Origin of the sequence: Paenibacillus gansuensis, from assembly GCF_042684925.1 — a bacterium.
GTDB lineage: Bacteria > Bacillota > Bacilli > Paenibacillales > DY6 > Paenibacillus_N > Paenibacillus_N gansuensis.
The window spans coordinates 132,008-155,605 of sequence record NZ_JBHUME010000002.1 but is presented as its reverse complement, the minus strand read 5'-3'; the positions used below and the strand labels follow the sequence as shown (position 1 = coordinate 155,605).

24 protein-coding genes and 1 other annotated feature (1 of these 25 running past the window's edge) are annotated in these 23,598 nt (G+C 50.9%); of the genes, 17 read left to right on the top strand and 7 right to left on the bottom strand.

Translation table 11 applies throughout. The features are described 5' to 3' along the window. Positions 1–66: a sequence feature (ribosomal protein L20 leader region), on the top strand (it extends 60 nt beyond the left edge of the window). Positions 67–121: 55 nt separating this feature from the next. The 4 genes from infC to ACFSUF_RS00895 all read left to right on the top strand — a co-directional run bounded on the left by infC (position 122) and on the right by ACFSUF_RS00895 (position 1,726). Continuing rightward, a complete protein-coding gene (gene infC / locus ACFSUF_RS00910; RefSeq protein WP_377600194.1) occupies positions 122–640 on the top strand; it encodes a translation initiation factor IF-3 in 519 nt (172 codons plus the stop codon). A gap of 25 nt (positions 641–665) precedes the next feature. Continuing rightward, entirely contained in the window at positions 666–863 is a 198-nt protein-coding gene (gene rpmI, locus ACFSUF_RS00905; RefSeq protein WP_377599199.1) for a 50S ribosomal protein L35, read from the top strand. Between the two features lie 31 nt (positions 864–894). Next, the gene (gene rplT, locus ACFSUF_RS00900) at positions 895–1,254 is read left to right on the top strand and encodes a 50S ribosomal protein L20 (protein ID WP_377599196.1); all 360 of its coding nucleotides are present in this window, start codon (positions 895–897) and stop codon (positions 1,252–1,254) included. Positions 1,255–1,429: 175 nt separating this feature from the next. Continuing rightward, positions 1,430–1,726: a hypothetical protein gene (locus ACFSUF_RS00895; RefSeq protein WP_377599193.1), complete on the top strand. Its 297-nt coding sequence runs from the start codon at positions 1,430–1,432 to the stop codon at positions 1,724–1,726. Here ACFSUF_RS00895 and ACFSUF_RS00890 read toward each other — a convergent pair. Beyond that, positions 1,723–2,175: a GNAT family N-acetyltransferase gene (locus tag ACFSUF_RS00890; protein ID WP_377599190.1), complete on the bottom strand. Its 453-nt coding sequence runs from the start codon at positions 2,173–2,175 to the stop codon at positions 1,723–1,725. The two genes, ACFSUF_RS00895 and ACFSUF_RS00890, sit on opposite strands and share 4 nt — an antisense overlap. Before the next feature lie 614 nt (positions 2,176–2,789). Between ACFSUF_RS00890 and ilvB the strand changes: the two genes are divergently transcribed. The 6 genes from ilvB to ACFSUF_RS00860 all read left to right on the top strand — a co-directional run bounded on the left by ilvB (position 2,790) and on the right by ACFSUF_RS00860 (position 9,815). Further along, positions 2,790–4,538 (top strand): biosynthetic-type acetolactate synthase large subunit, encoded by a 1,749-nt coding sequence (gene ilvB / locus ACFSUF_RS00885; RefSeq protein WP_377599188.1) that lies wholly within the window; start codon positions 2,790–2,792, stop codon positions 4,536–4,538. 1 nt (position 4,539) lies between these two features. Then, complete coding sequence (ilvN, locus tag ACFSUF_RS00880) at positions 4,540–5,031, top strand: acetolactate synthase small subunit (RefSeq protein WP_377599187.1); 492 nt, start codon at positions 4,540–4,542, stop codon at positions 5,029–5,031. A 116-nt stretch (positions 5,032–5,147) separates the two neighbouring features. Next, on the top strand, positions 5,148–6,140 hold the full coding sequence (ilvC, locus tag ACFSUF_RS00875) for a ketol-acid reductoisomerase (protein WP_377599185.1): 993 nt from the start codon (positions 5,148–5,150) through the stop codon (positions 6,138–6,140). A gap of 111 nt (positions 6,141–6,251) precedes the next feature. Further along, positions 6,252–7,799, top strand: a complete 1,548-nt coding sequence (locus tag ACFSUF_RS00870) for a 2-isopropylmalate synthase (protein WP_377599183.1) — start codon at positions 6,252–6,254, stop codon at positions 7,797–7,799. A 213-nt stretch (positions 7,800–8,012) separates the two neighbouring features. Next, entirely contained in the window at positions 8,013–9,089 is a 1,077-nt protein-coding gene (leuB, locus tag ACFSUF_RS00865) for a 3-isopropylmalate dehydrogenase (protein ID WP_377599181.1), read from the top strand. A 177-nt stretch (positions 9,090–9,266) separates the two neighbouring features. After that, the gene (locus ACFSUF_RS00860) at positions 9,267–9,815 is read left to right on the top strand and encodes a peroxiredoxin (protein WP_377599179.1); all 549 of its coding nucleotides are present in this window, start codon (positions 9,267–9,269) and stop codon (positions 9,813–9,815) included. Between the two features lie 39 nt (positions 9,816–9,854). Here the strand turns inward: ACFSUF_RS00860 and ACFSUF_RS00855 are convergent, their stop codons facing one another. Continuing rightward, the gene (locus ACFSUF_RS00855) at positions 9,855–10,523 is read right to left on the bottom strand and encodes a helix-turn-helix domain-containing protein (RefSeq protein WP_377599177.1); all 669 of its coding nucleotides are present in this window, start codon (positions 10,521–10,523) and stop codon (positions 9,855–9,857) included. 169 nt (positions 10,524–10,692) lie between these two features. On the opposite strand from ACFSUF_RS00855, the gene ACFSUF_RS00850 reads away from it, so the two are divergent. Beyond that, entirely contained in the window at positions 10,693–10,911 is a 219-nt protein-coding gene (locus tag ACFSUF_RS00850) for a hypothetical protein (protein WP_377599176.1), read from the top strand. Between the two features lie 32 nt (positions 10,912–10,943). On the opposite strand, the gene ACFSUF_RS00845 is transcribed toward ACFSUF_RS00850, so the two are convergent. From ACFSUF_RS00845 to ACFSUF_RS00835, 3 genes are all read right to left on the bottom strand, one after another. Further along, a complete protein-coding gene (locus ACFSUF_RS00845) occupies positions 10,944–12,914 on the bottom strand; it encodes a glycoside hydrolase family 15 protein (protein ID WP_377599175.1) in 1,971 nt (656 codons plus the stop codon). A 260-nt stretch (positions 12,915–13,174) separates the two neighbouring features. After that, the gene (locus tag ACFSUF_RS00840) at positions 13,175–15,049 is read right to left on the bottom strand and encodes a glycosyltransferase (RefSeq protein ID WP_377599173.1); all 1,875 of its coding nucleotides are present in this window, start codon (positions 15,047–15,049) and stop codon (positions 13,175–13,177) included. Positions 15,050–15,161: 112 nt separating this feature from the next. Then, a complete protein-coding gene (locus ACFSUF_RS00835; RefSeq protein WP_377599170.1) occupies positions 15,162–15,368 on the bottom strand; it encodes a hypothetical protein in 207 nt (68 codons plus the stop codon). Between the two features lie 389 nt (positions 15,369–15,757). Between ACFSUF_RS00835 and ACFSUF_RS00830 the strand changes: the two genes are divergently transcribed. From ACFSUF_RS00830 to ACFSUF_RS00810, 5 genes are all read left to right on the top strand, one after another. Then, the gene (locus ACFSUF_RS00830) at positions 15,758–16,186 is read left to right on the top strand and encodes a hypothetical protein (RefSeq protein WP_377599168.1); all 429 of its coding nucleotides are present in this window, start codon (positions 15,758–15,760) and stop codon (positions 16,184–16,186) included. A 236-nt stretch (positions 16,187–16,422) separates the two neighbouring features. Then, a complete protein-coding gene (gene sigI / locus ACFSUF_RS00825) occupies positions 16,423–17,232 on the top strand; it encodes an RNA polymerase sigma factor SigI (protein WP_377599166.1) in 810 nt (269 codons plus the stop codon). Beyond that, a complete protein-coding gene (locus ACFSUF_RS00820) occupies positions 17,225–18,934 on the top strand; it encodes an anti-sigma-I factor RsgI family protein (protein WP_377599164.1) in 1,710 nt (569 codons plus the stop codon). The genes sigI and ACFSUF_RS00820 overlap by 8 nt, the downstream gene beginning before the upstream one ends. 205 nt (positions 18,935–19,139) lie before the next feature. Beyond that, positions 19,140–20,681 (top strand): leucyl aminopeptidase, encoded by a 1,542-nt coding sequence (locus ACFSUF_RS00815; RefSeq protein WP_377599162.1) that lies wholly within the window; start codon positions 19,140–19,142, stop codon positions 20,679–20,681. Positions 20,682–20,758: 77 nt separating this feature from the next. After that, complete coding sequence (locus tag ACFSUF_RS00810; RefSeq protein WP_377599160.1) at positions 20,759–21,343, top strand: sulfite oxidase-like oxidoreductase; 585 nt, start codon at positions 20,759–20,761, stop codon at positions 21,341–21,343. A 68-nt stretch (positions 21,344–21,411) separates the two neighbouring features. Here ACFSUF_RS00810 and ACFSUF_RS00805 read toward each other — a convergent pair whose 3' ends face one another. Together ACFSUF_RS00805 and ACFSUF_RS00800 are read right to left on the bottom strand one after the other, a co-directional pair. Next, positions 21,412–21,576 carry a helix-turn-helix domain-containing protein gene (locus ACFSUF_RS00805; protein WP_377599158.1) on the bottom strand — a complete coding sequence of 55 codons (165 nt, stop codon included), beginning with the start codon at positions 21,574–21,576 and terminating at the stop codon, positions 21,412–21,414. Positions 21,577–21,728: 152 nt separating this feature from the next. Further along, positions 21,729–22,601 (bottom strand): AraC family transcriptional regulator, encoded by an 873-nt coding sequence (locus ACFSUF_RS00800; protein ID WP_377599156.1) that lies wholly within the window; start codon positions 22,599–22,601, stop codon positions 21,729–21,731. 134 nt (positions 22,602–22,735) lie between these two features. Here ACFSUF_RS00800 and ACFSUF_RS00795 point away from each other — a divergent pair, with 134 nt between their 5' ends. Next, a complete protein-coding gene (locus ACFSUF_RS00795; protein WP_377599154.1) occupies positions 22,736–23,560 on the top strand; it encodes a phytanoyl-CoA dioxygenase family protein in 825 nt (274 codons plus the stop codon). Positions 23,561–23,598: the final 38 nt, after the last annotated feature.

The window sequence follows — 23,598 nt, the reverse complement described above, 5'->3', positions numbered from 1 at the left end:
AACGAAGTGTTGTACTTGACTTTGATCATGAAGATGTGGGCCTTAGGCCCGCATCTTTTTTTTGTTGGCACCATCGTAAAGGTTGTAGGTACCAGGCATTCACACATGGAGGTGGCAGGTTATTAGTAAAGATCATGTAGTCAACGAAGAAATTCGTGCCAAAGAAGTTCGTCTTGTCGGTGCAGATGGAGAGCAGCTCGGCATTAAGCCGTTTCGCGAAGCACTGCAACTAGCAATTGATCTGAATTTGGATCTCGTCAACGTGGCTCCTACGGCCAAACCGCCGGTATGCCGCATTATGGACTACGGTAAGTACCGTTACGAAATGCAGAAGAAAGAGAAAGAAGCGCGCAAGAACCAAAAAATCGTCGACCTTAAAGAAGTTCGTTTCAGCGCAACGATCGAGGAGCATGACTACCAGACGAAGCTGCGTAACGTGGTGAAATTCCTTAAAGACGGCGACAAGGTAAAATGCACGATTCGTTTCCGCGGACGCGAAATTACGCACTCGGACATCGGACGCAAAGTTCTTGAGAAGGCGGCTAGAGAAACAGAAGTGGAAGAGCTGTGCATCATTGAACGCGCTCCTAAGCTGGAAGGCCGCAGTATGATCATGATTCTTGCTCCGAAACCACAATAAATCTTAATCCAGGAGGAACCTTGAGATGCCAAAGATGAAAACACACAGCAGTCTGAAAGACCGCTTTAAAGTTACTGGTACAGGTAAAATCAAGAGACACAAAGCTTACAAGAACCATCTTCTTTCCGGAAAGTCCAACCGTGCTAAGCGCGTACTTTCCACTAGCCCGAACATGACTAAAGGCGATGCTAGCCGCTTGAAGCAAGGTCTGGCACAACTATAATTTCTTAATATAATCAGGAGGTTGAACAACAATGGCAAGAGTTAAAGGCGGGTTCGTTACACGTCGTCGTCATAAGAAAATCTTGAAATTGGCTAAAGGTTACTTTGGCTCTAAACATAGAATCTTCAGAACAGCAAACCAGCAGGTTATGAAATCCCTGCTTTACGCATACCGTGACCGCCGTCAGAAAAAACGCGATTTCCGCAAATTGTGGATCGTTCGTATCAACGCGGCTGCACGCACGAACGGTTTGTCTTACAGCAAATTCATGCACGGCTTGAAGCTTGCTGGCGTGGAAGTAAACCGCAAAATGCTGGCTGATCTGGCTGTAAACGACCTGAAAGCATTCAACGATCTTGCAGGCGTTGCTAAGCAGAAACTGAACGCGTAATATACGCTTCCTATTGAAATCCCCTTTAGGGTGAGCTTTCTCACCTTAAAGGGGATTTTTTTGCATTCCAAGGCAGGTCCCTAGTAACCTATCTTTTTCGTTATAGACGAATGTACAAGCGTCAAAAAGTGCTTATGCATAAGTTGTATAGTCACTACGAAAGGAGAGGAAAGGCATGCAAAAAGCAGTTACCAAACAGCAGGCCAGAAGCCTGATCGGTAAAGAAATCTATGCTGTGAAAAAAGACGGCACTGTAGTAACAGGGAAATTAGTCCGTATAAAGGGCGTAGAACTGATTCTTCAGAAAAAGGGGAAAAAGAACGTTAAGACCTCCGCAATTATACCTCTGGTCCTCTTTGATTTGCTGGCGATCGGAACAGGCCCTTATGGATACGGCGGCTTTGGCGGCTATCCATACGGCTATGGGGGCTATCCATACGGGGGCTACGGTCCGGGATCCTTCTTCTTCTAAAGAGGTTTCGTTAACAGGTAGCACTGGATATTCTGATGAAAGCTGTGCAGCCGGTACCCGTGCCGGGCATAGAAGCGCTGGGCTTTATCGTTCAGCATATCCACATATAGGCTGGCGGATGCCAATCCCTTGCTGCGGCCGTGACGTTCGGCGAGCTGCAGGAGCCTGGCTCCCCAGCCTTTATTTTGCTTTGAGCTGTTGACTGCCAGCATATCGATATAAAGCGTATCGTTTCTGGGAATCAAGTGGATGAAAGCGTGAAGCGGTTCATGGCGGCCGGCTGCCACAAACGTGGTTCCCTTATAAAGGCGCTCTTTGACATCCTTACGGATGAGCCGGTAATCGAGGTGCTGAAATTCGCGGACTTTATAGGATCTGGGGAGGAGTTCCTTGATAACCAGATTGCATATGGCCCGATCATCCTTTAGAGGCTGCCGGTATCGGATCATGGAGGCGGACTCCCTTCTGGGAAAAATGTATATGACAGCATATGTACCTTGGAGACAGATGTTTATAGGATGGTATAAAAATAGGCAGGCCGGGGAGATGATACATAGTAATGCAGAGTTATAACCGCCTGCGTTACAAATGTCCAATATATTTAGATTATTAAGACAATTACATTTATTTATTGCAAATCCTATTGACTAAAGACAAGGGACTGCATATAATTAACTCTAAATTACAATACTTGATCGGCTATGAAGAGGACGAAGTTTTAAGGGCCCTTAAGCTCAGAGAGTGTCGGAACAGCTGAAATCGACACCTTAATCCCTTATATACGAGCTCACCTCGGAGCTGTTTCTCTGAAAAGCGTGTCCGTCGGATACGGCTAGTAGGAGAAATCGGATTGGCATACGTTAACATGCTTACGGTTTGAACCGATACTTCGGTAACGGATTCTCAAACCTGCTAAGGTTGCTTATCGCGAGATAAGCGGCAAATTTGGGTGGTACCACGGAAGCGATAACCTCTTTCGTCCCGCATACGCTATGCGTTTGGGATGTGAGAGGTTTTTTTGTTGTTACTGCAGCCTGAACATTACTATTAAGGAGGATGACCTATGTGTGCTCAAGAAGCGAAGATACGATCCAAAGAAGAACTGCGTGAAAAGTGGATGAAGCCGGATGTGATTACCGGCTCTGAAGTTTTGCTGCGCAGCCTGCTTTTAGAAGGTGTGGACTGTGTGTTCGGCTATCCGGGCGGTGCAGTGCTTTATATTTATGACGCGATGCACGGTTTCTCGGATTTCAACCACTTGTTGACACGCCACGAACAAGGCGCCATCCATGCTGCCGACGGTTATGCAAGATCAACGGGCAGGCCGGGCGTATGTATCGCCACTTCCGGTCCGGGAGCGACGAACCTCGTGACAGGCATCGCCACTGCATTCATGGACTCGGTACCGCTGGTGGTTATTACCGGCAACGTGGCCCAAAACTTTATCGGAACGGATGCATTCCAGGAAGCGGACATCACCGGAATTACGATGCCGATTACCAAACACAGCTATCTGGTACGCGATGCAGCCGACTTGCCGAGGATCATCCACGAAGCGTTCCATATCGCCAACACGGGACGTAAGGGACCGGTACTCATCGATATTCCGAAAGATGTGTCCGCACAGATGACTACCTTCGTTCCGGCATTAGGCCCGGTACAGATCCGTGGGTATGAGCCTTACAAAGCTATCGATGAGAACCCGATCCGCGAGTTGATCGAAGCGATTGAGCAAGCGGAGCGTCCGGTCATTCTGGCAGGCGGGGGCGTGGTGTATTCCGGAGCGCACACGGAGCTTCTCGAATTCGTGTTGAAGACGGACATTCCGGTAACGACGACGCTGCTGGGATTAGGCGGGTTCCCAAGCGGTAACGCGTTGTGGATAGGCATGCCGGGCATGCACGGAACGTATACGGCTAACACGGCGATCCAGAATGCGGACCTGCTGATCAACATCGGCGCACGGTTTGACGACAGGGTGACCATGAAGCTCGATAAGTTCGCTCCTAAAGCGAAGAAGATCGTTCATATCGATATCGATCCGGCAGAAATCGGCAAGAACGTGAAGACGGATATTGCGATTATCGGCGATATCAAGTCCGTGCTTACGGCGGCCAATCTGCACGCGAAACCTGCCGGCAAGGCGGATGACTGGAGAAACGAGGTTCAGGCCAACAAGCGGAACTTCCCGCTGAGTTACCAGGATTCAGAAACCGAGCTGAAACCGCAGTGGGTTATCGAGATGATTCACGAGACAACAAACGGTGAAGCAATCGTAACTACAGACGTAGGGCAGCATCAGATGTGGGCGGCTCAATATTACAAGTTCAACCAGCCAAGATCCTGGATCACGTCCGGCGGATTAGGCACGATGGGCTTCGGATTCCCGTCCGCGATCGGTGCTCAAATGGCTCACCCGGAACGGCTGGTAGTGTCGATCAACGGCGACGGCGGCATGCAGATGTGCGCCCAGGAGCTCGCGATCTGCGCAATCAACAACATTCCGGTCAAGGTGGTTATCATCAACAACCAGGTATTGGGTATGGTTCGGCAGTGGCAGGAAATTATCTACGACAACCGTTTCAGCCATATTGACCTGGCAGGCAGCCCCGATTTCGTGAAACTGGCGGAAGCCTACGGAGTTAAGGGATTCCGTGCCACCAACAAGCAGGAAGCGGAGAGCGCATGGCAGGAAGCATTGAACACGCCGGGACCGGCTGTAGTGGAATTCGTTGTCCGTAGAGGGGAGAACGTGTTCCCGATGGTAAAAGCAGGAGATTCCATCAGCGATATGATCATGGGGGATGCGTAACATGACTACAACAAAGCATACGATCGCCGTTATTGTGAACGACCAGCCGGGCGTGCTGCAGCGCGTCTCGGGGTTGTTCGGCCGCAGAGGTTTTAATATCGAAAGCATTACCGTAGGACAGTCGGAAGAGGCGGGCCTTTCCCGGATGGTCATCGTGACCACCGGGGACGGCACGACGCTGGAACAGGTAACTAAGCAATTATACAAATTAATCGACGTCATCAAGGTGAACGACATCAGCTCAAACCCGATGGTTGCAAGAGAGCTGGCTTTGATCAAGGTAAGCGCTCTGCCGGCGAAGCGTCCGGAAATTATGGGGATCGTAGACACGTTCCGTGCCGCCGTAGTGGATATCGGCACCGAAACGCTGATGGTACAGGCCGTAGGCGATACCGAGAAAATCGACGCCATGATCGAATTGATGCAGCCTTACGGCATCCATGAACTCAGCCGGACTGGTGTTACGGCAATGGTCCGCGGAAACGCCAAATAACGAAGCTCTACATTTGTACCCATTCATACCGCCTTTAAATGGGGGGTTGAGCGGATTTTACCCAAAGTCCATTGAATCCCCCATTTAAGGGTTAAAATCTAAGGAGGAATTATTCCATGCCAGTTACTATGTTCTATGAAAAAGACGCTGATCTGAACGTACTTAAAGGTAAAACTATCGCCGTGATCGGTTACGGCAGCCAAGGCCATGCGCAAGCGCAAAATCTGCGTGACAGCGGGTTGAACGTAATTATTGGTCTTCGTGAAGGCCGTTCTTTCGAAAAAGCTAAAAACGACGGTTTCGAAGTAGTATCCGTTTCCGAAGCAGCGAGCCGCGCGGATGTAGTACAAATCCTGATGCCGGATGAAACTCAGGCAAAAGTGTACAACGAAGAAGTTGCGCCTAACCTGAAGAAGGGTGCTGCCCTGATGTTCTCTCACGGCTTCAACATCCACTTCGGCCAAATCGTAGCGCCTAAAGATGCGGATGTGCTTCTGGTAGCTCCGAAATCTCCGGGACACATGGTTCGCCGTACTTATGTGGAAGGCTTTGGCGTTCCCGGCCTGATCGCGATTCACCAAGACGGAACCGGCAACGCGCAAGCGATCGGTCTGGCTTATGCTAAAGGGATCGGCTGTACCCGCGCAGGGGTAATTGAGACTTCCTTCCGTGAAGAAACCGAAACGGATCTGTTCGGGGAGCAAGCGGTACTTTGCGGCGGCGTAAGCGCACTTGTGAAAGCAGGTTTCGAAACGCTGACAGAAGCAGGCTACGCGCCTGAAATGGCTTACTTCGAGTGCTTGCATGAGCTGAAGCTGATCGTGGATATGATCTATGAAGGCGGACTGGCGAGCATGCGCGATTCCATCTCCAACACAGCTGAATACGGCGACTATGTAACTGGACCCCGTATTGTAACCGAAGAAACGAAGAAAGAAATGAAGCGCGTTCTTTCCGATATCCAACAAGGTAAATTTGCACGTGACTTTATCCTTGAAAACCAATCGAACCGCGCCTTCCTGACGGCTACCCGACGCAACGAAGCAGAGCATCCGATCGAGCAAGTCGGCGGACAGCTGCGTGAAATGATGCATTGGATCAAAAAGTAATCATAACATGATCTTATAAACGTTTTATCCGGGAAGTTACCGCCTCGCCCTAGGGTTGCGGGGCTTCCCTTTTTATTGCTAGAGAGTGAGACTGACAAGGAGGTGGATTGCATGCGTAAGATTTATATTTTTGATACAACCTTGCGTGACGGCGAACAGTCCCCGGGTGTGAACCTCAATACAAAGGAAAAGGTCGAGATTGCCCTGCAGCTGGAAAAGCTGGGTGTTGACCGTATGGAAGCGGGCTTCCCGGCTGCATCCCCCGGAGACTTGGCCGCTGTGAACGCAGTAGCCCGGGCAGTAAAAAATTCAACCGTAATCGGTTTGTCCCGTTCCCGGGAACAAGATATTGACGCCGTCCGCGAAGCGCTGATCGGTGCGCAGGACCCTTGCCTGCACCTGTTCCTCGCAACGTCGCCTATCCACCGACAGCATAAGCTGCGGATGGATAAAGGGCAGGTACTGGAAACGGCGGAGGCTGCAATCCGGTATGCGAAGAAATATTTTGATAAGATTGAATTCTCACTTGAGGATGCCGGACGGACGGAACTGGATTTCATCTGCGAAGTGACGGCCATGGCGATCCGTGCGGGCGCAAAAGTTGTAAATCTGCCGGATACGGTAGGGTATTTAACACCATATGAGTACGGGAATATTTTCAAAACAGTGAAAGAAAATGTGCCTGGGGTAGAACATATTCAGCTGAGCGCCCACTGCCACGACGATTTGGGCATGGCGACGGCTAACGCGCTGGCGGCTATCCTCAACGGAGCCGATCAAATCGAGGGAACGATTAACGGCATCGGGGAACGCGCAGGCAATACGGCCATCGAGGAAGTGGTAATGGCACTGGAGACACGCCAGGATTTCTTCCAGGCGAAGACATCGCTTGTGCTTAGCGAGATTTACCGAACCAGCCGCCTCGTAAGCAAACTGACAGGGATGCCTGTTCCAGGAAATAAGGCGATTATCGGGGCGAATGCATTTGCTCATGAGTCCGGTATTCACCAGGATGGTATGCTGAAAGAGAAGACAACATACGAGATTATGTCGCCTGAGATGATCGGTGTCAAAGAAAGCAAGCTGGTTCTGGGCAAACACTCGGGCCGTCATGCGTTCCGCGAGAACTTGACGGAGCTGGGCTACGATCAGTTGAGCGAAGAGCAGTTGAACACGGCTTTTGCCAAGTTCAAAGAGCTTGCGGATAAGAAGAAGAACGTAACGGAAGACGATCTGCGCGCCATTATCGAGGAAAAGCTGGTCGACACGCTGGAAGTGTTCGCTTTGGATTTCATTCATGTCTCGTACGGGAACCAGTCCGTTCCAACGGCTACCGTCCGCATTCATACGCATGAAGGGGAAGCGATTGAAGAAGTGGCGCTGGGCAACGGCTCGGTAGACGCGATCTACAAAGCGCTGGACCGTGCTACCAAAGAGGAAGTCGAGCTGGCGGATTACTCGATCAAGTCGGTTACCCAAGGCAAAGACGCACTTGGCGAGGTGCATGTCGTCCTGAAGCAAGCAGGGCTTTCTGTACAGGGCCGCGGCGTCAGCACGGACATTCTGGAAGCAAGTGCGAGAGCTTACCTGGATGCTGTGAACCGCCTGATTGAAAAAAGAAAATTGACAAAAACCGGCGGCGAAGTGACACTGACCTAGAATTCATGAATTAGAATCGGTGACGATCTTAGAACTCCTGAACAAGGAGTTCTTTTTGTTTTGTAAAAAAGCAGAGTGTCGTATTCTCTTCATCCTGTTGAAGCCGTTATAGTTAATACCTATAGCTTTCATAGATTTTATATCTTTCCCCTGATGCACAACGTATGCCACAATGAAAGTATATTGAACTTGTGCGAATGGGAGTGTATGAACATGGCAGATGTGAAGAAAATTGCAGTTCTGGCCGGTGACGGCATCGGACCCGAAGTGGTGGCGGAAGCGGAGAAAGTGCTGAAGAAGACGGAGGAACTGTTCGGCTATCAGTTTGAAACGGCCCATGGTTTATTCGGCGGTATTGCGATTGATGAGAAAGGCACGCCGTTGCCGCAGGAAACGCTGGATCTGTGTAAGAATGCAGATGCGGTATTATTAGGGGCAGTTGGGGGACCGAAGTGGGACAACAACGCCAAGGAACTTCGTCCGGAGACCGGTTTGCTTGGAATCCGTAAAGCACTGGGGCTGTTCTCAAACATTCGTCCTGCGACTGTTTTTGACTGCTTGAAGGAAGCTTCCACCCTGAAACCGGAAGTGCTGGAAGGAACAGACCTGATCGTTGTCCGGGAATTGACCGGGGGCATTTACTTCGGCGAGAAATTCCGCCGCGAGGGCGCAAACGGACAGGAAGCAGTCGATACTTGCGTGTATAATGTGACGGAAGTAGAGCGTATTGTAAGACAAGCTTTCGATATCGCCAGAACCCGCCGCAAGAAGCTGGCGTCTGTCGACAAAGCGAACGTGTTGGAAACTTCCCGCCTGTGGCGCGAAGTGGTCAACCGGATTGCTCCGGAATATCCGGATGTTGAGGTGGAGCATGTCCTTGTCGATAACTGCGCGATGCAGCTGCTCCGCCGCCCGTCAAGCTTCGACGTTATTGTAACGGAGAATATGTTCGGTGATATTCTTAGCGATGAAGCTGCGATGCTGACCGGATCGATCGGCATGCTGTCATCCGCATCGCTGGGAGAAGGAAGCTTTGGGCTTTACGAGCCGGTCCACGGTTCCGCTCCTGACATTGCAGGACAAGGAATCTCGAATCCGATTGCAACCGTTCTTTCCGTTGCATTGATGTTCCGTCTGACTTTCGGTTATGAGGATGCTGCAGCCTCCATCGAGAATGCGGTGAAAGAGGTTCTGGACGCGGGACACCGTACCGGCGACATTGCAGTCGATAAGAGCAAAGCGATTGGCACTACGGCTATGGGTGATTTGATCATTGCCGCTATGAAATAGAAGGAAGGGGACCCGGTACTAGATGTGCCGGGTTTTTCTGTTGTAAATGATAAGGAAGAAAATACATTAGAATAATTCTTATTTAATATTTCTTATAATCTTGACAATCGGAATTTGGGATGATAACATTTCTCATGTACAGATATATATGTAGATTTGAAGGAGGCAAAGTTCACAATGGCTCAAACTCTAGTAGGTAAACAAGCACCAGATTTCACAATGGAAACGGCACTTGGAAACGGCCAGGAATTCGGTAAAGTATCCCTTTCCGATTACAAAGGCAAATGGTTGGTGCTGTTCTTCTATCCATTGGACTTCACTTTCGTATGCCCGACTGAAATCACATCGATGAGCGCAGCGGCTGAAACTTTCAAAGGCCTGGACGCTGAAATTCTGGGCGTAAGCACAGACAGCATTCACTCTCACCGCGCATGGATCAACACGCCGGTAGAAGAGAACGGTCTTGGCAAGCTGAACTTCCCGCTTGCAGCTGACATTCATAAAACAGTAGCTCGCGATTACGGCGTTCTGATTGAAGAAGAAGGCATTGCGCTTCGCGGCCTGTTCATCATCAGCCCTGAAGGCGAACTGCAGTATCAAGTAGTTAATCACAACAACATCGGACGCAGTGTAGATGAAACGCTTCGTGTTCTTCAAGCTCTGCAATCCGGCGGATTGTGCCCAATGAACTGGAAGCCAGGAGACAAGCATCTGGTTGCAAAGTAATATAACAGTTATGAGAAGCCCCGGGAAACCGGGGCTTCTTTATTTGTTCACTTGCTGCAGATCGATTATGACTTGAACAGCCCGCCCTACAACGGTAATTGCCTCTCGAGTAGTTACTATGGGGATAATCAAGGGATCGTCAGTAAGGAGCAGCAAATGACCTTCGACTTCGCGTAATCTGCGAAGCTCTGCGTCATGGGTTCCGATATGGACTAAGACGATATCCCCGTCCCGATATTCCGTTCCAGGTTCTATTAGAACCATGTCACCGGAAAGGATTCTAGAGCCGCTCAGCCGGTCATCGTCAGCCTTATAGCGGAATGAAGAAGCAGGTAGCGCGTAGTTGCCTGCTTCCAACCGTTCAAAAACGGGTATGTAATGGGAGGTATATGAAGAAGGAGGATTTTCAGCTATCAAGTGGGTTTGATCCGACCGATTGCCGCCGACAGGATAGGTGAAGCTGCTGAATTCGGCATTCCCCAGATGGCCGGCAGCGAGCATAAACTGCTCATATGTGACCGTACCATTAGCTGCTGCGGCAATCTTCCGTAAAGTCCCGGCTTCCGGCGGGGAAGCTACCAGGCCCCGCATCAGTCTCGAAAGATAGGAACCTGAAACGCCCGCCTCTTGCGCGAAGGCGTTAAGGGAGCGGGTGCCTTTCGCGATCCGAAGATAGTCCGCTAATTGATTCTGATGGTAAGCGAGCATGAAACCGCCTCTTTCTGGTTTCGTATCATGTAATGTAGTGTCTGATTCAGTATAACGGAAGTGTTATCTGCATGCAACGGAATTTCAAAATTAGAATTGACAAAAGTTTACACATATCGTTAAATAAAGGTATAGTTCCGTTATCTATAGATAATAGGAGGCGGTCAATATGACGAAGTGGAACCTGGCTCAGGAAATCCTCAATCGCCCCAGCGGAGTAAGCAGAGTGCTGTATATAAGTCAATTGATGAAAGGCTATGACGCAGCTAGAATGATTGCCGATTTCCGCGCACAAGAGACGATACGGGCTATGACGCAGCATATTTTGGACAGCCATGCTGTGAAGAACGATGGAGGGGCGGCGGTTTCTGAAGATTATACGGCATAAAGAAGGAGCCCTGGTAAAGGGCTCCCGGAAGATTACGCTATCTCTGTATTCAGCTGTTTGTATTTGTTCATATATTTGATGACGGTTAAGACGAATGTAGCATGTGACCAAGTCAGGGGTGCAACGGAAACAGGGCTTCCATCGAATGGATCGAGCTGTTCCGAGAGAACACCGCTTTCCATGGCATGGCTCATGACCCATTGAATCGTTGCCTTCGGAGAAGCCAGATCTTCTAAGGACAGGGCGGCCTCGATCTCGTACTCCGCCATCCACAGCGTACAGATAATCCATGGATTTCCCGGCACTTGTTCGATATCCGAAGAACGCTGAAAGTAATAGTCGTGGTAATAACGGGCAATCCCACCGACCTGTGTCTTTACTGACAGCTTTTCTTTGATGGATTTCATCGTACGTGCGACACGTTCGTCAGAAGCCGGCAGTACACCGAATTCAAAGATGCCGTATACGCTGCTCTCAGGAGTCATATCCTTCTCCCAGCGTCCCTCATTCAAGAACAGTCCGCGGGCGAATCGGCCTTCTTCCTCATTCCACAGATGCTTTAACATCCCTTCCTTAATCCACTCTGCCGTAGTACGGTATTGTTCGCTCCTCTTATCGTCGCCGAACAGGCTCGAGAAGTTCGAAGCGGCAATAAGGCCGCCGTAAACTGCGGATGTTGTGAAAGTGTAAATTCCGTATCTTTCTTCCCATAAGTCATAGCTTGGTTTAGGAAGCTGTAAGGAAGGCTCCACATAATCCTGCAGGAATTTAGCGGCTTTCCGAATTAACGTGCGGTACAGCGACTGGGGCAGCTCAAGTTCGCCATGCTGCAGGTAATCCTGCCACAAGGTGAACAAGACGAGCGCTGTTTCGTCTTCCTGAATAGGCAGCTGTTCCACGCCGTTATAGAGATAAGGATGCCATGATGAGCCTACCGTGCCGTCGGGATTATACTTGTGATGGAGGTAGCCTTCGGGCGTCAGTGCCTCCGCACAGAAATGAAAGAAGGGCTCAATCATACCTTGATAGCCTGCTACCGTCATGGCATAAGCTACCAAAGCGCCGTCTCTAGGCCACATATAACTGTAGTGATCCCGGTTGTACTGAAGAATGTCGGTATCGTTAGCTGCGATAATCGCGCCGTTCTGATCGATCTGTGTCCGCACGATCAACAAGCTCTGTTTAAACAGGGCTTCTACTCCGGAGCCCAAATCCGCGAAATCACGCTCCGTTTTGTTCACCCACCGCTGCCAGTAAATCCGGATCCGGTTCAGCAGGTTGCCCGGCTGGCTGTCTTTTACATACGCATCCAGTTTCTTTACTTCCTCGAGGCTTCTGCCCGCAGTCATCCAATAATAGGCATCCTGTTCTTCTCCAGCGCCAAGGACCAGCCTTAGGGAAAGGGTGCTGTCTACGGAGCCCTGTGCAATCGGATTTCCCATCAGATGGCCGTCTTCTGCGTCTTTCCAGGTGCCTTCGGCATTGTGAAAACGTTTGACCCCTGTCGTGTACTGATAGATGCCGCTGCCGGGGGTGAGGCCGTTGAACATGAAGTATTTATCTTTTTTATAATGAAAGATCGTATTGTTGTCCGGATAATAACAGGAGGTGTCTCCGACTTCCGTTTCATTAATGACCAGATCCTGATTGAAGAAGAGGCGGACTTCCCTTGCATTGCCCGCGTTGTTGCGGATGGAAATCCGTTTCAGATAGATGCTGTCGCGCTGGTGCACGCCGTCATTCATTAGCAGGGAGATTCCAAGTTCCTCGTGTACAGCAGATACTTCCGTGACTAGAGATTCTTCGGCATAGGCGAGCTTGAACTGCCATCCGGCGTCACTCAGCCAGCTGAACCTGCCGTCAACCCATAGGCCAACCCTGCATTTGTAGCCGCTAACGTGATTCAGCTGCCCTACAGAAGGATAATAAATATCTCTTATATAGCTGTTCTGATCTAAATTTACAAGAAATTTGCCGTTTCCTACTACTAAATGTCTTGGCACTACGTCACTTCCTTATCCTGGGGGTGGTAATCTTTGTATTTAGAACATTTTAGCAAACGGCAGGGCTCTTGCCTACACGTAATTCAATTCTTTACAAAAAATTTCAGGGGGAGCAGCATAAAGATCAAGGATTAATATTCTATGCCTCAAGGAGAGCGGCAAGGAGCGCCGGATGCGTGAACAGAGCGGGAGAGGCAGGCTCGATATAACGATACGTCAAGCCGCCTTGTAAAGCGTGAGCACAGCTGGCCGGGTTAGGCCTAGCTGCGCTCACGCCGCAGCAGCCGCGCATACACCGCGGCTGTCGCCACAGCCGCTTCGGCCCAGCCGAAGCGCCGCGCCTTGCGCCGGCCGGCGGCCCCGAGCCGCGCCGCCAGCGCGCCGTCGCCGAGCACGGCGGCCAGCGCAGCCGCCAGCGCCTCCGCGCTGTGCGGCTGTGCCAGGAGCCCGTCGACGCCATGCTCGACGAGCTCCGGCAGGCCGCCGCTGGCGCAGGCGACGAGCGGCCGCCCGGCCGCCATCGCCTCGAGCGCTGCGAGCCCGAAGGGCTCGTAGAGGCTCGGCACGGCGACGGCGTCGGCGGCCGCGAGCAGCGCGGCGCGCTCGGCCGGGCCCGCGAAGCCGGCGAAGCGCACGCGGCCGGCGAGGCCGAGCGACGCGGCGAGCTCGCGCAGCTGCGGCTCATAAGGGCCGCGGCCGGCGATCGTCAGCTCGGCGCGCGGGAAGCGGCTCAGCAGCGCGGGCCAGGCGCGCAGCAGGTACTGGATGCCTTTCTCGTAGACGAGTCGGCCTAAGAACAAGACATGTTGAATCTCCCCGCCGGGGAACTGCGTGCTGCCGGGGACATCGTCTCTTTCACCGTACGGCAGTCGTTCGTTAGAGGCATCTATTTCCAAACTTTTGTTACCCGGTATCCCGGAAATTGAAGCAGGATGTACCCCGTTCGGGATCCGAAACACTTTCGATGCCGCTATCCGGGATTGAGCCGTCACTTGCTCCTCCATATACCGGCTGCAGACAATCACGGCCTCGGCTTCGTACATCAGCACATTTTCGGTCTCTTGAATTGGGGATCCCTGCCGGAAGTGCGGAGGCTGCAAAGTGCGTCCGCTCTCCGTAGAGTGAATTGTCGCGGCAAGGGGGACATTCCACAGCTGTTTCAGGATGGAGGCCGCTGAACCGGTCAGCCAGTCATGGGCATGGATGAGATCGAACATTAAGCCTTGTGCGGTAAGAGTTTCAGCTGTCCGAATAAAAGCGGCGTTCATCTGGCCGACCCATTCCATAAAATCAAGCGGTTCAACAGACTGCAGGATCGAGGCGCGGTGAAGGTAAACGCCTTCCCGTTTCTCGCAGGCCGGCAAGTCTGCGGCAGAGCAAGTCAGGACATGCACCTCTACACCCAGACCGGCCAGTTCACGCGAAAGTCCTTCTACAGCTGCCGCCAATCCGCCTACTGTATTCGGGGGGAACTCCCAAGAAAGCATTAACACTCTTGTGCCGGGCAAAGACTGACCTGGTAAGACAAGCCTTGTTTGCCAGACAGGAACATCCGCCGTTATAGCCGAATTTATCTGTATATGATCAGGCTCCCGGTAAGCGCGCCCAAGTTCGATCAGATCAGAACAAAGCGTCAAGCTGTTATCATAAGTTAAACCATAGCCGTCAAAGAGGCTGTAACGGTCAGGTTCCATATTTGCATCAAGAATGCTAAAAATGTGGAGGTCCGTTTCCGATAAAGGAGATACGGGTTCAGTAAATATCAGTTGGGAACGGGCTTGCGGAATAAAGGAACCCGCCGGGCCGGTACAGCCAAGATCCGCCATATAAACGGCCCCGGATTCCACAGCAAGCAGGCAGCTGGAGGAAGAACCGTTTAGCGGAAAATCCGCATGATGAACAGCTGCGCTTTCCTCGAAAGGCAGCCGGACTTTTGGCATTTTGTACAAACGTAACTGGAGCTTGATCTGTGTCCACTCCTGACGCAGGCGCCGGACTATGAGAGACCTGATTCCCGCAGAAAGATTCCATTCCGCCTTGAGTGTGTCTGATTTAACTGCCGTTATACTCAGGAATGTAATACCCTGTTTCGCACTATTCCGGTTCAGAAACCGGTCTTCCGCTTGATAAGTCATAGGTTGTGCACTTCCGATCGCAGTTCCCACAAGTTTCTGGGTTTATCCTTTTATTTTACCATTGGGAAACCGCGGATGCACGGGATTGCATATCGGAGAATATCGACGGAGGTTAGCCTGGCAGTGTGCTGTGGATGGCGGTAATGTTCACGAAGGTGTCGTACTTGTTGGCAGAGTGGGCGATCTGTTCGTATTCTTTTTCCGAAATAAACCGGTAAATCCGAGTCTCCCCGGTATGATAGTGCGCCACCAGTTCCGATGTAACGGCGTTGTACCGGATAAAGCTGACTTGTTTTGAACCGATGGGAATCATGTCCATGCGTTCATCCCCCTAATCTGAATTCAGAATGCTTTCCTCTTCGGAATACTTGGTATAAGCGTATGTACAGCGGGATTTTTTTAGAATTTGTACATGGGGCGGGACGTCTTGTAAAATTTTGTGGGTTTTCTTGCGTGCTTAAACAAGGTAAGGTGGAAAAAGGAATGTTGCATCCCTGCGGAGAATAACTTCTAAATAGATGCTGTGTGTAACTTTTTAAACGGCATTGCGTATGTATAAGTAAGCTGACCAAGCCTGCCGGTGATGAAAATTGACGGGGTGGTTTGTAACTCAGCCTATGCTTACGAAGAAAGTTTTTACTCCGTAAAAACTCAGCTGATGCTAACGAAGATAGTTTTCCTACAGAAAACTTTGAGGAGGTCAAGAATATGAGCTTTTGCTGCGGCGCCAGTATGATCGGTACCAAAGGAACGCTGAAACAGATGCGTACCCATATTCACAACGTTCCGCTATTGTTTTGCCCTGTGTGCCACAAGATTGAAGTTCATTATTTGGCCGAGAACGAGTATGAAATTCTAGCTGAATATGCAATCGGTGACGGCGCTCCGGAAGTTGATTTCGACGACTATATTGATCCCAAAGCGGATCATGAATTATATGAAAACTGCGTCAACCACGAGCAGGAAGATCCGATGGAAGTGGTGCGCAGCCAAATTGATATGGCGCTGGATTTGCTCAGCGTCGCGCAATCTCTGCAGGATGCGGAGTGGGAAGCGCAGTTGAAAGAACGACTGGGGATTTTAAGCTCACGCCGGGCGAAACTGCGGAACAAGAAGAAGATGGGCGGCATTCGATAATTTACACCCAAAACGTCCCCGATCCGGGGGCGTTTTTCTTTTTTGAAATTTCAGAAGGTATAAGTTTCACATTATACTTAGTTCTGACATTTCTCCGGAATGAAACGATCTTTTCGCCTAAAGGTCGGCGTAAACCGTTTCACCTTGTTTAGGCAGAATGTTATTTCTTACTATTTCTGCTGTACCCCTCCATCCGATAAACAGGATACGAATTCATATAGTGTGAGGTGGAAAGTTTGTTACTAGTACTCTTTAAGAAATTTCTTGGGAAGCGCCAATCTCACAATGCTTTGCAGGAAGCCTTTCAGGAGTCGCCGGAAGAGCTGGTAATCCGGATACAGGAAGGCGATTTGCGCCTGCGCAATCAGTTTATTACAGACTATCAGCCATATGTTGCCAAAGCGACAAGCAGGTTTAGCAAAAGATACATCGATCCATCCAAAGACGACGAGTACAGCATAGCTCTCAGCGCTTTCAACGAGGCCATTAACCAATTCGTGCCGGGCACGGGCAGGTCGTTTATCGGATTTGCCGAGACGGTTATCAGGCGAAGGCTGATCGATTATGTCAGGAAAGAGCAGCGTTTCGCTCAGCAGGTTCCTTACAGCGCCTTTGAATCGGAAGACGACGAAGAAGGACTGGTGCACCCCGTAGAGGTCCATCAGGCGATAGAACAGTACGAGCAGGAGAAGACTTCGGAGGAACGCAGGCAAGAAATTCTGGATTTCACGGCAAAACTGGGGGAATTCGGAATCACGTTTCCTGACCTGGCCGAAAATTCGCCCAAGCATACCGACTCCAGGCAGATGTTCTTCCGGATCGGAAAGCTGCTGGCTGAAGATGAGAACTTGAACAATATTTTACGCAAAAAAAAGACGCTGCCAATAAAGGAGCTTCTGGAAAAGGTCGAAGTCTCACGCAAAACGCTGGAGCGCAACCGCAAATACATCATTGCGATCTCTATCATTTTTGACGGCCATTACCCGTTCTTAAGAGATTACTTACATATATCGGAGCCTGCGGAAAGGAGTACGGAGCATGAATAAAGGCATCGTAATGCAAATGGGCAAGAAGAGCGTGGTCGTCATGACACCGGACGGGCAATTTAAAAAGGTGAGAAGATCGCCTCATAACTTACAGATCGGTGAAGAGATCGATACAACGCCTGCCGCCGCATGGCGCCATCGCCCGATGCAAGCTCTGTTCAGCGCCGCAGCGGCTGCTGTCATCCTGTTCGTGGTTATATTTACAGCGGTTGGAGGCTTCGGCTCGAATAGCACTATGCCTATGGTTGCTGCTTACGTTACGATGGATATCAATCCGAGCATTGAGCTTGGAATCGACAGCCGGCAGAACGTAGTAGAAGCACGCGGTGTGAATGACGACGGTAATCGAATTTTGCATTCTATATCCGTAATGGGACTTAGTCTTGATGAAGCGGCTGACCGGATTGTCGACCAGCTTGATAAAACCGGCTACCTGGCCAAAGCGGATGGGGATATCGTCATCTCCAGTACGCTCATGAAGGATGATACGAAACTTGAAAAAGTTCATTTGGCGGAGAAAGTGAAGCGCAAGGTTTCGGATTCCATCCGGAAGAAACATCCTCTAAAGTCGTCCGATTTCCCGGTAACTGCCATGGAAACGCCGAAGGAGCTCCGACAGGAAGCCCTTGATTACGGGGTGTCACCTGCTAAACTTGCTTTTTATCTGCAGGCCAAACATACAGGGACCGCCGTGGCATGGGATGAGATTAAGACGAAGTCCATTCACAAAATCGTGCAGGAGAATGAAACGCTGCGTCCGATATTGACGACGCCTGCGAAGCAGGAAGAGTTGAAACAATGGCTGCAGGATGGGCCTGAAACCTTGCCAATATCTAAATCCGGAGCTAAACAAACGGAACAAGACAAGGCGGATTCAGGAAAAGGGAAACCCGTCCCTTCGAAACCGGATAAACCCGGTTCTGCGGATTCCCAAGGAAAAAGCGGCCAAGGAAATCAACACTCTTTGAAGGACGACAGCAAAGAGGATAAGTTGGATAAGGCCGAAGAGGAAAAGCCGGGGAACAAAGGGAAAGACGGAAAACATACAAGTTTGAAGGATGAGGAAGATCAGAACCCTTGGAAACAGAAGCTGGAGAAGCTGGCCGGCCGTCTGCTCGGCAAGGATTCTAAGAAACCTGATAAAGAAGAGAAGGAGAAGATAAAGCCTTCCGGCAGGCCAGCGGAACAGCACGGCAATAAAGGCCGTGAGGCGGATTCACCTTCAGGAAATCATACGGATGATTCTTCGGATCAAGCAGATCGGGACACGAAAAAAGATACGCAGGAAAACAAAGGGAAAAGCAAGGGCAAGTACGAAGATGACAAAGGCCCTCGGAACGAAGAAGATTCCAATGGGAACCCGGATGATTCCAAGCAACCGGACAATGACAACGATACTGGATCCAGCGGCGATAAGGACGATTCCAAAAACGATGTGAAGGGCCAGGGAGGCTCATCCGCCGTGGAAGGGGATCGTCCCGTTCGCGGGGATTCAGGGAATTCAGGAAAGAACGGCAATAACGGAAACGGTTCGAAACACACACCTCATACAAACAACCAAGACAAGGGCGTATCCAAGCCCGACAACCAAGACGAGCTCAAGCCCCGCAATAAAGAGGGGAACATGGAGCTTATTTCTGTTCCTGGAGAAACTGGCGACAAAGAACCGCCAGGCAAGGGGAAACCCAAAAAGAATAAGTAATTTGCACTGGTACCCATAGATCGGACACTTGAAGAAAGTGTTCAGTCCAGGGTACCTGTTTTTTTGCTGCGGTTAATAATACTTGGGGACCGGACTTTCGAAGCAATAGGAGTTCAGTTGAGGGTGCTTTTTTGTGCGCTTCCAGGAATATGATACAATCAGAAACGATATGATCGACTTTACCAAAAAGGCAGGAGACGAAAACATGTACAGAACATCGACCGATTTTCAACGGGTTCAGGCCGAGACGTTTGTTTCAGCAGGCGTGGAAGCCGAGGCTGTTATCCTTTACATATCTAAAGAAGAGCTGGAACAGGAAGCGTGGATTAACGACGGCGTCGACCATGCGATCCGCCAGCTTCGGGACAGGAAGCTGTTTAAAGCCGAGCCTCATGAAGCTTACGTCCTCCCGACGCTAGGCTTGCTCCCGCAGCCCTATGTAATCTTAATTGGAATCGGCGGAGCCCCCTATGACCTTGACACTTTCCGTGATGGAGCCATCTTTGCGGCAAAGGCGGCCCGCAAGCATCGCATCGGCAGCGCAGCGGTTTCATTTACGCGCTTGCCGGCTCACGCAGGCGCAGAAAAGGTGATATCCGGGGCAGCCGCTGCTGCGGTAAGGGAATCCGCATCCATAGTGCGCAAGGCGGCAGAAGGGTTCGTACTTGGCGAGTACACGCTGCCTTCCTATGCAGAGGGTGGAAAAGCAGCAACGAAGCTGAAGCAGGTGACGTTTATCCTTGCCCAGCCGCCGGAAGACTACGCCGTTTCTGAACTCCAGAAAGGCGTTATCAATGCAGAGTCAACGAATTATGCAAGAGACTTAACCAATCTGCCGGGAAATATGCTGACTCCTCAAGGGCTGGCCGAAGAAGCGGTCCGGGTGGCTCAAGCGCACGGCATGAAGTACGAAATACTGGATGAAACCTCGATTGAAGAAAAAGGCATGGGCGGACTGCTGGCTGTCGGAAAAGGCAGCGTACATCCGCCTCGCATGATCACGGTAACCTATCAGGGGAAAGAGGCGTGGACGGACGTTCTCGGTCTGGTGGGCAAAGGCGTTACGTTCGATACAGGCGGGATCTCCCTGAAGAAGGGCGAAGGTATGGAAGAGATGATCAGCGATATGGGCGGGGCTGCTACGCTGCTGGGGATGCTGGATGCGGTAGGCCGGTTGAAACCAGAAGTCAATCTGGTCGTTGTCATTCCGGCAGCGGAAAATATGCCAGCAGGCAATGCGTTCAAGCCTGGAGATATTATTACATCCCTGAGCGGAAGGACGATCGAGGTGTTGAACACGGACGCCGAAGGGCGGATCGTACTTGCTGATGGAATGACCTACGCCAAACAGCTTGGTGCCGCCAAGCTGATTGATGTAGCCACGTTAACGGGAGCGATTTTGGTCAACTTTGCTGATGTTGCTACGGGAGCGGTGACCAATGACGAAACGTTCCTGCAGGATATTCTCACGGCGTCGAGGAGGGCGGGCGAAAAAGTATGGCCGCTTCCATCGTATCCGGAATACTGGAATATGCTGAAAAGCGATGTAGCCGACTTGAAGAATGCTGCGGGGCGCCACGCGGCTGCGATCACAGGGGGGCTGTTTATCGGCACGTTCGCGGACGGATTGCCTTGGGTTCATTTGGACACCGGCGGTACGGCCTGGCTGTGGAGCGAGAAAGGGACAGAGCCCAAGGGTGCCACGGGCAGCATGGTGCGGACGCTGATCGAGATGCTGACAGATTAATTCTGCTCAGTGGATCATTTTGTATAATTATGGTTATATATAGCTACAGAACAATGTGAAGGAGGATCTATTCAACCATGAATACGTATGAAGGCGTTCAAGACCGCGTGCCGCCCGGCCAGCGGCTTACAGACGGATTTCCTGTATTGCATCACGGCTCGGTTCCTTATTACAACGATATGAGCAAGTGGAATTTGCGTGTTTTCGGGCTGGTGGAAGAGGAAGTGACCTTTTCTTATAAACAATTTTTGGCGCTTCCCAAGCAGGAATTCAAGAACGATATCCATTGTGTAACTACCTGGTCCAAACTCGCTAACGTTTGGGAAGGCGTCGCTGTCCGTACGATTATGGAAAAGGTGAAACTTAAGCCTGAAGCCAAGTATGTCATGCTGCACGCGGAAGAAGGCTGGACTACGAATCTTCCGGTTGAGGATTTTCTGGCGGAAACGTCGTTTCTGGGCTTTCGCCATAACGGCCAGCTGCTGACGCCGGAACACGGTTACCCGGTACGTATGGTGGTGCCGCATCTATATTTTTGGAAAAGCGCCAAATGGCTGCGGGGTATCGAATTTATGCCGAAAGATAAACCCGGGTTTTGGGAGCGGAACGGGTATCACATGTACGGAGACCCTTGGAAGGAAGAAAGATACGATTTTGAATGAAGTTGGAGGCTGTCCCGTCGGGGCAGCCTTTTTGGTTTTATCGCGGCCAAAACCTTTTAAGATAAGCCTCACAACTGCTCCGTTTCGGCCGAATTCCGATAAAGGTTAGGCGCGACTCCCACAACTTTTTTGAAAGCTTTGGAGAAGGTGAACAGGTCGTTGTATCCAACCGAATCCGCAATTTCGGATAATTTGTATGTGGTCTGTCTCAGCAGCAGTTTGGCCTGGTTCATACGCAGCTGCTGGAGATATTTGCACCGGGGACAGGCCGTAGGCCGCTTTGAACTTTTTGGCGAAATGAGTCCGGTCTACTCCGGCATATGCAGCCATTTCTTCTACGGTGATGCCTTCGGCGTAGGTTGCTTGCAACGTCCCAGCTGTATGGCTATTCACGCCCGTACATGCGGAATTGCAATGGTGTTAAGCCTGTGAACTGCTTGAATTGGCGGCTGAAATGATGCACGCTGGCAAAACCGAGTCTCTCGGCGATGCCGGCTGTTTTTTCTCCGCGGAGAAGAGAGGTTTTGGCTAATTTCATTCTTTGCTGAATGACATATTGTTTCGGCAGGAGACCGACTTCCTCTTTAAACAATTTAGCAAAATGCACCGGATGATAACCGCATAAACCGGCCAGCTCGGACACGGTCCAATTCAGTTCCGGGCGCTCCTGCATTGCATACAGCGCGGCCCCGATCCGGGGGTGCTGCGCCAAAGGCCGATCCAGACCGGCTAACCCCTGTACGACATGGACCAGCATCTCTGAAAGCAAACCCCTCAACAGAAGACCGTGCCCCGGCAATTCTCCCTCATAAGCTTTGACCATCCGAACAAAATACGGTTCCAGACCAGGCAGGTTGATCACGGCAGGGAGGGAGACCGGCGCAAAAGGCGGAAGCTCGACAAAGTCCGGTTCGATCTTCCCAGCAAGCGCAAGCGCCGCCAGGTTCCTTTCCACGATGTTGTGGGCAGGATGGACGGGAAGGGAGGATGACGAATTCCATACATAGTGCAAGCTGTAGAAAGCCGTATGTTCCAACATTACCAATTGATGCGGCGCGCCCGGTCCATAATACGCACATTCGCCGGAGCTGATCGTATATTCCCGGCTTCCGATCTTGACGAGCGCTTTACCTGTAATGACATAAAACAACTGATAGTCCGGAATCGTCCGCGGTCCCCATATCGAACCTGCCTGAGCCTGGGACCGGCTGGCGAAATTTACGGCAGGGGCAAGTTCATATAAGCTGCCTAAATCCATAATCGGGTTTCCTCTCCCACTACCTTAAAAAAGTGCAAAAGATAGATCGCTTTTGTGAAAATACGAAACCTTGTTTATTCATTACAATAAGCTCATGAACCTATCATACTTAAGAATAAAGGAGAGTTGCAATCATGTTGAGCCCGGAAAAGGCAGCGGAATTTAAAAAGAACGGTTTTGTAAAAGGAGAGGTCGTGCTGTCGGAAGAAGAGGTGGAAAAGCTTCGTGAAGAACTGGATGCAGTGATGGAAGGAAAATCCGTCAAGAAACCGGTGTTAAACCGTAACATGCTAGAGGAAGATGACAGCTCCCTATATGAAGGGATGAAAATGACGGCGAATGAGAAAGTAGTTCAAATCGTAAATATATGGATGGCCAGCGAAGCTTTCTTCGAACATGCGGCACACCGTACGATTTGCGAAGAGGTCGCCCGACTATGCGAAACGGATACGCTGAGGATCTGGCACGATCAGGTGCAATATAAACCGCCTGTTACGGGAGGGCCAACGGCATGGCATCAAGACCATCCGCTATGGCCTGTCATTCAGCCAGCCGATCTGGTCAGTGCCTGGGTAGCGCTGGATGATGCCGTGATCGAGAATGGGTGTATGTGGATGGTTCCGGGCAGCCATACTTGGGGCGATCACCAGAAGTACTTGTCCAGCACGGCCGACTTTATGCCGTTTCACCGCAAACCGGAACTGCTGCCGCCGGATGCGGAGGTGAAGGCGGTGCCTTTTGAAATTAAAAAAGGGCAGGTCGGTTACCATCACAGCCTTACCTGGCACGGCAGTCCGCATAACCGGTCGCAGCGGAAGCGCAGAGCCATTGCCGTCCATTATATGCCGGGGCATACCCGCTATGAGCCGACCGGAGGGCATCCCCTGATTCCGTATGTTTCGGTCGGTAAAGGCGAAATTTTGACAGGGGATCATTTTCCGGTCGTATACAACAGGTAACAAAAATTCAGTAAGCCGCTTCCGGCTCAAGGAGGCGG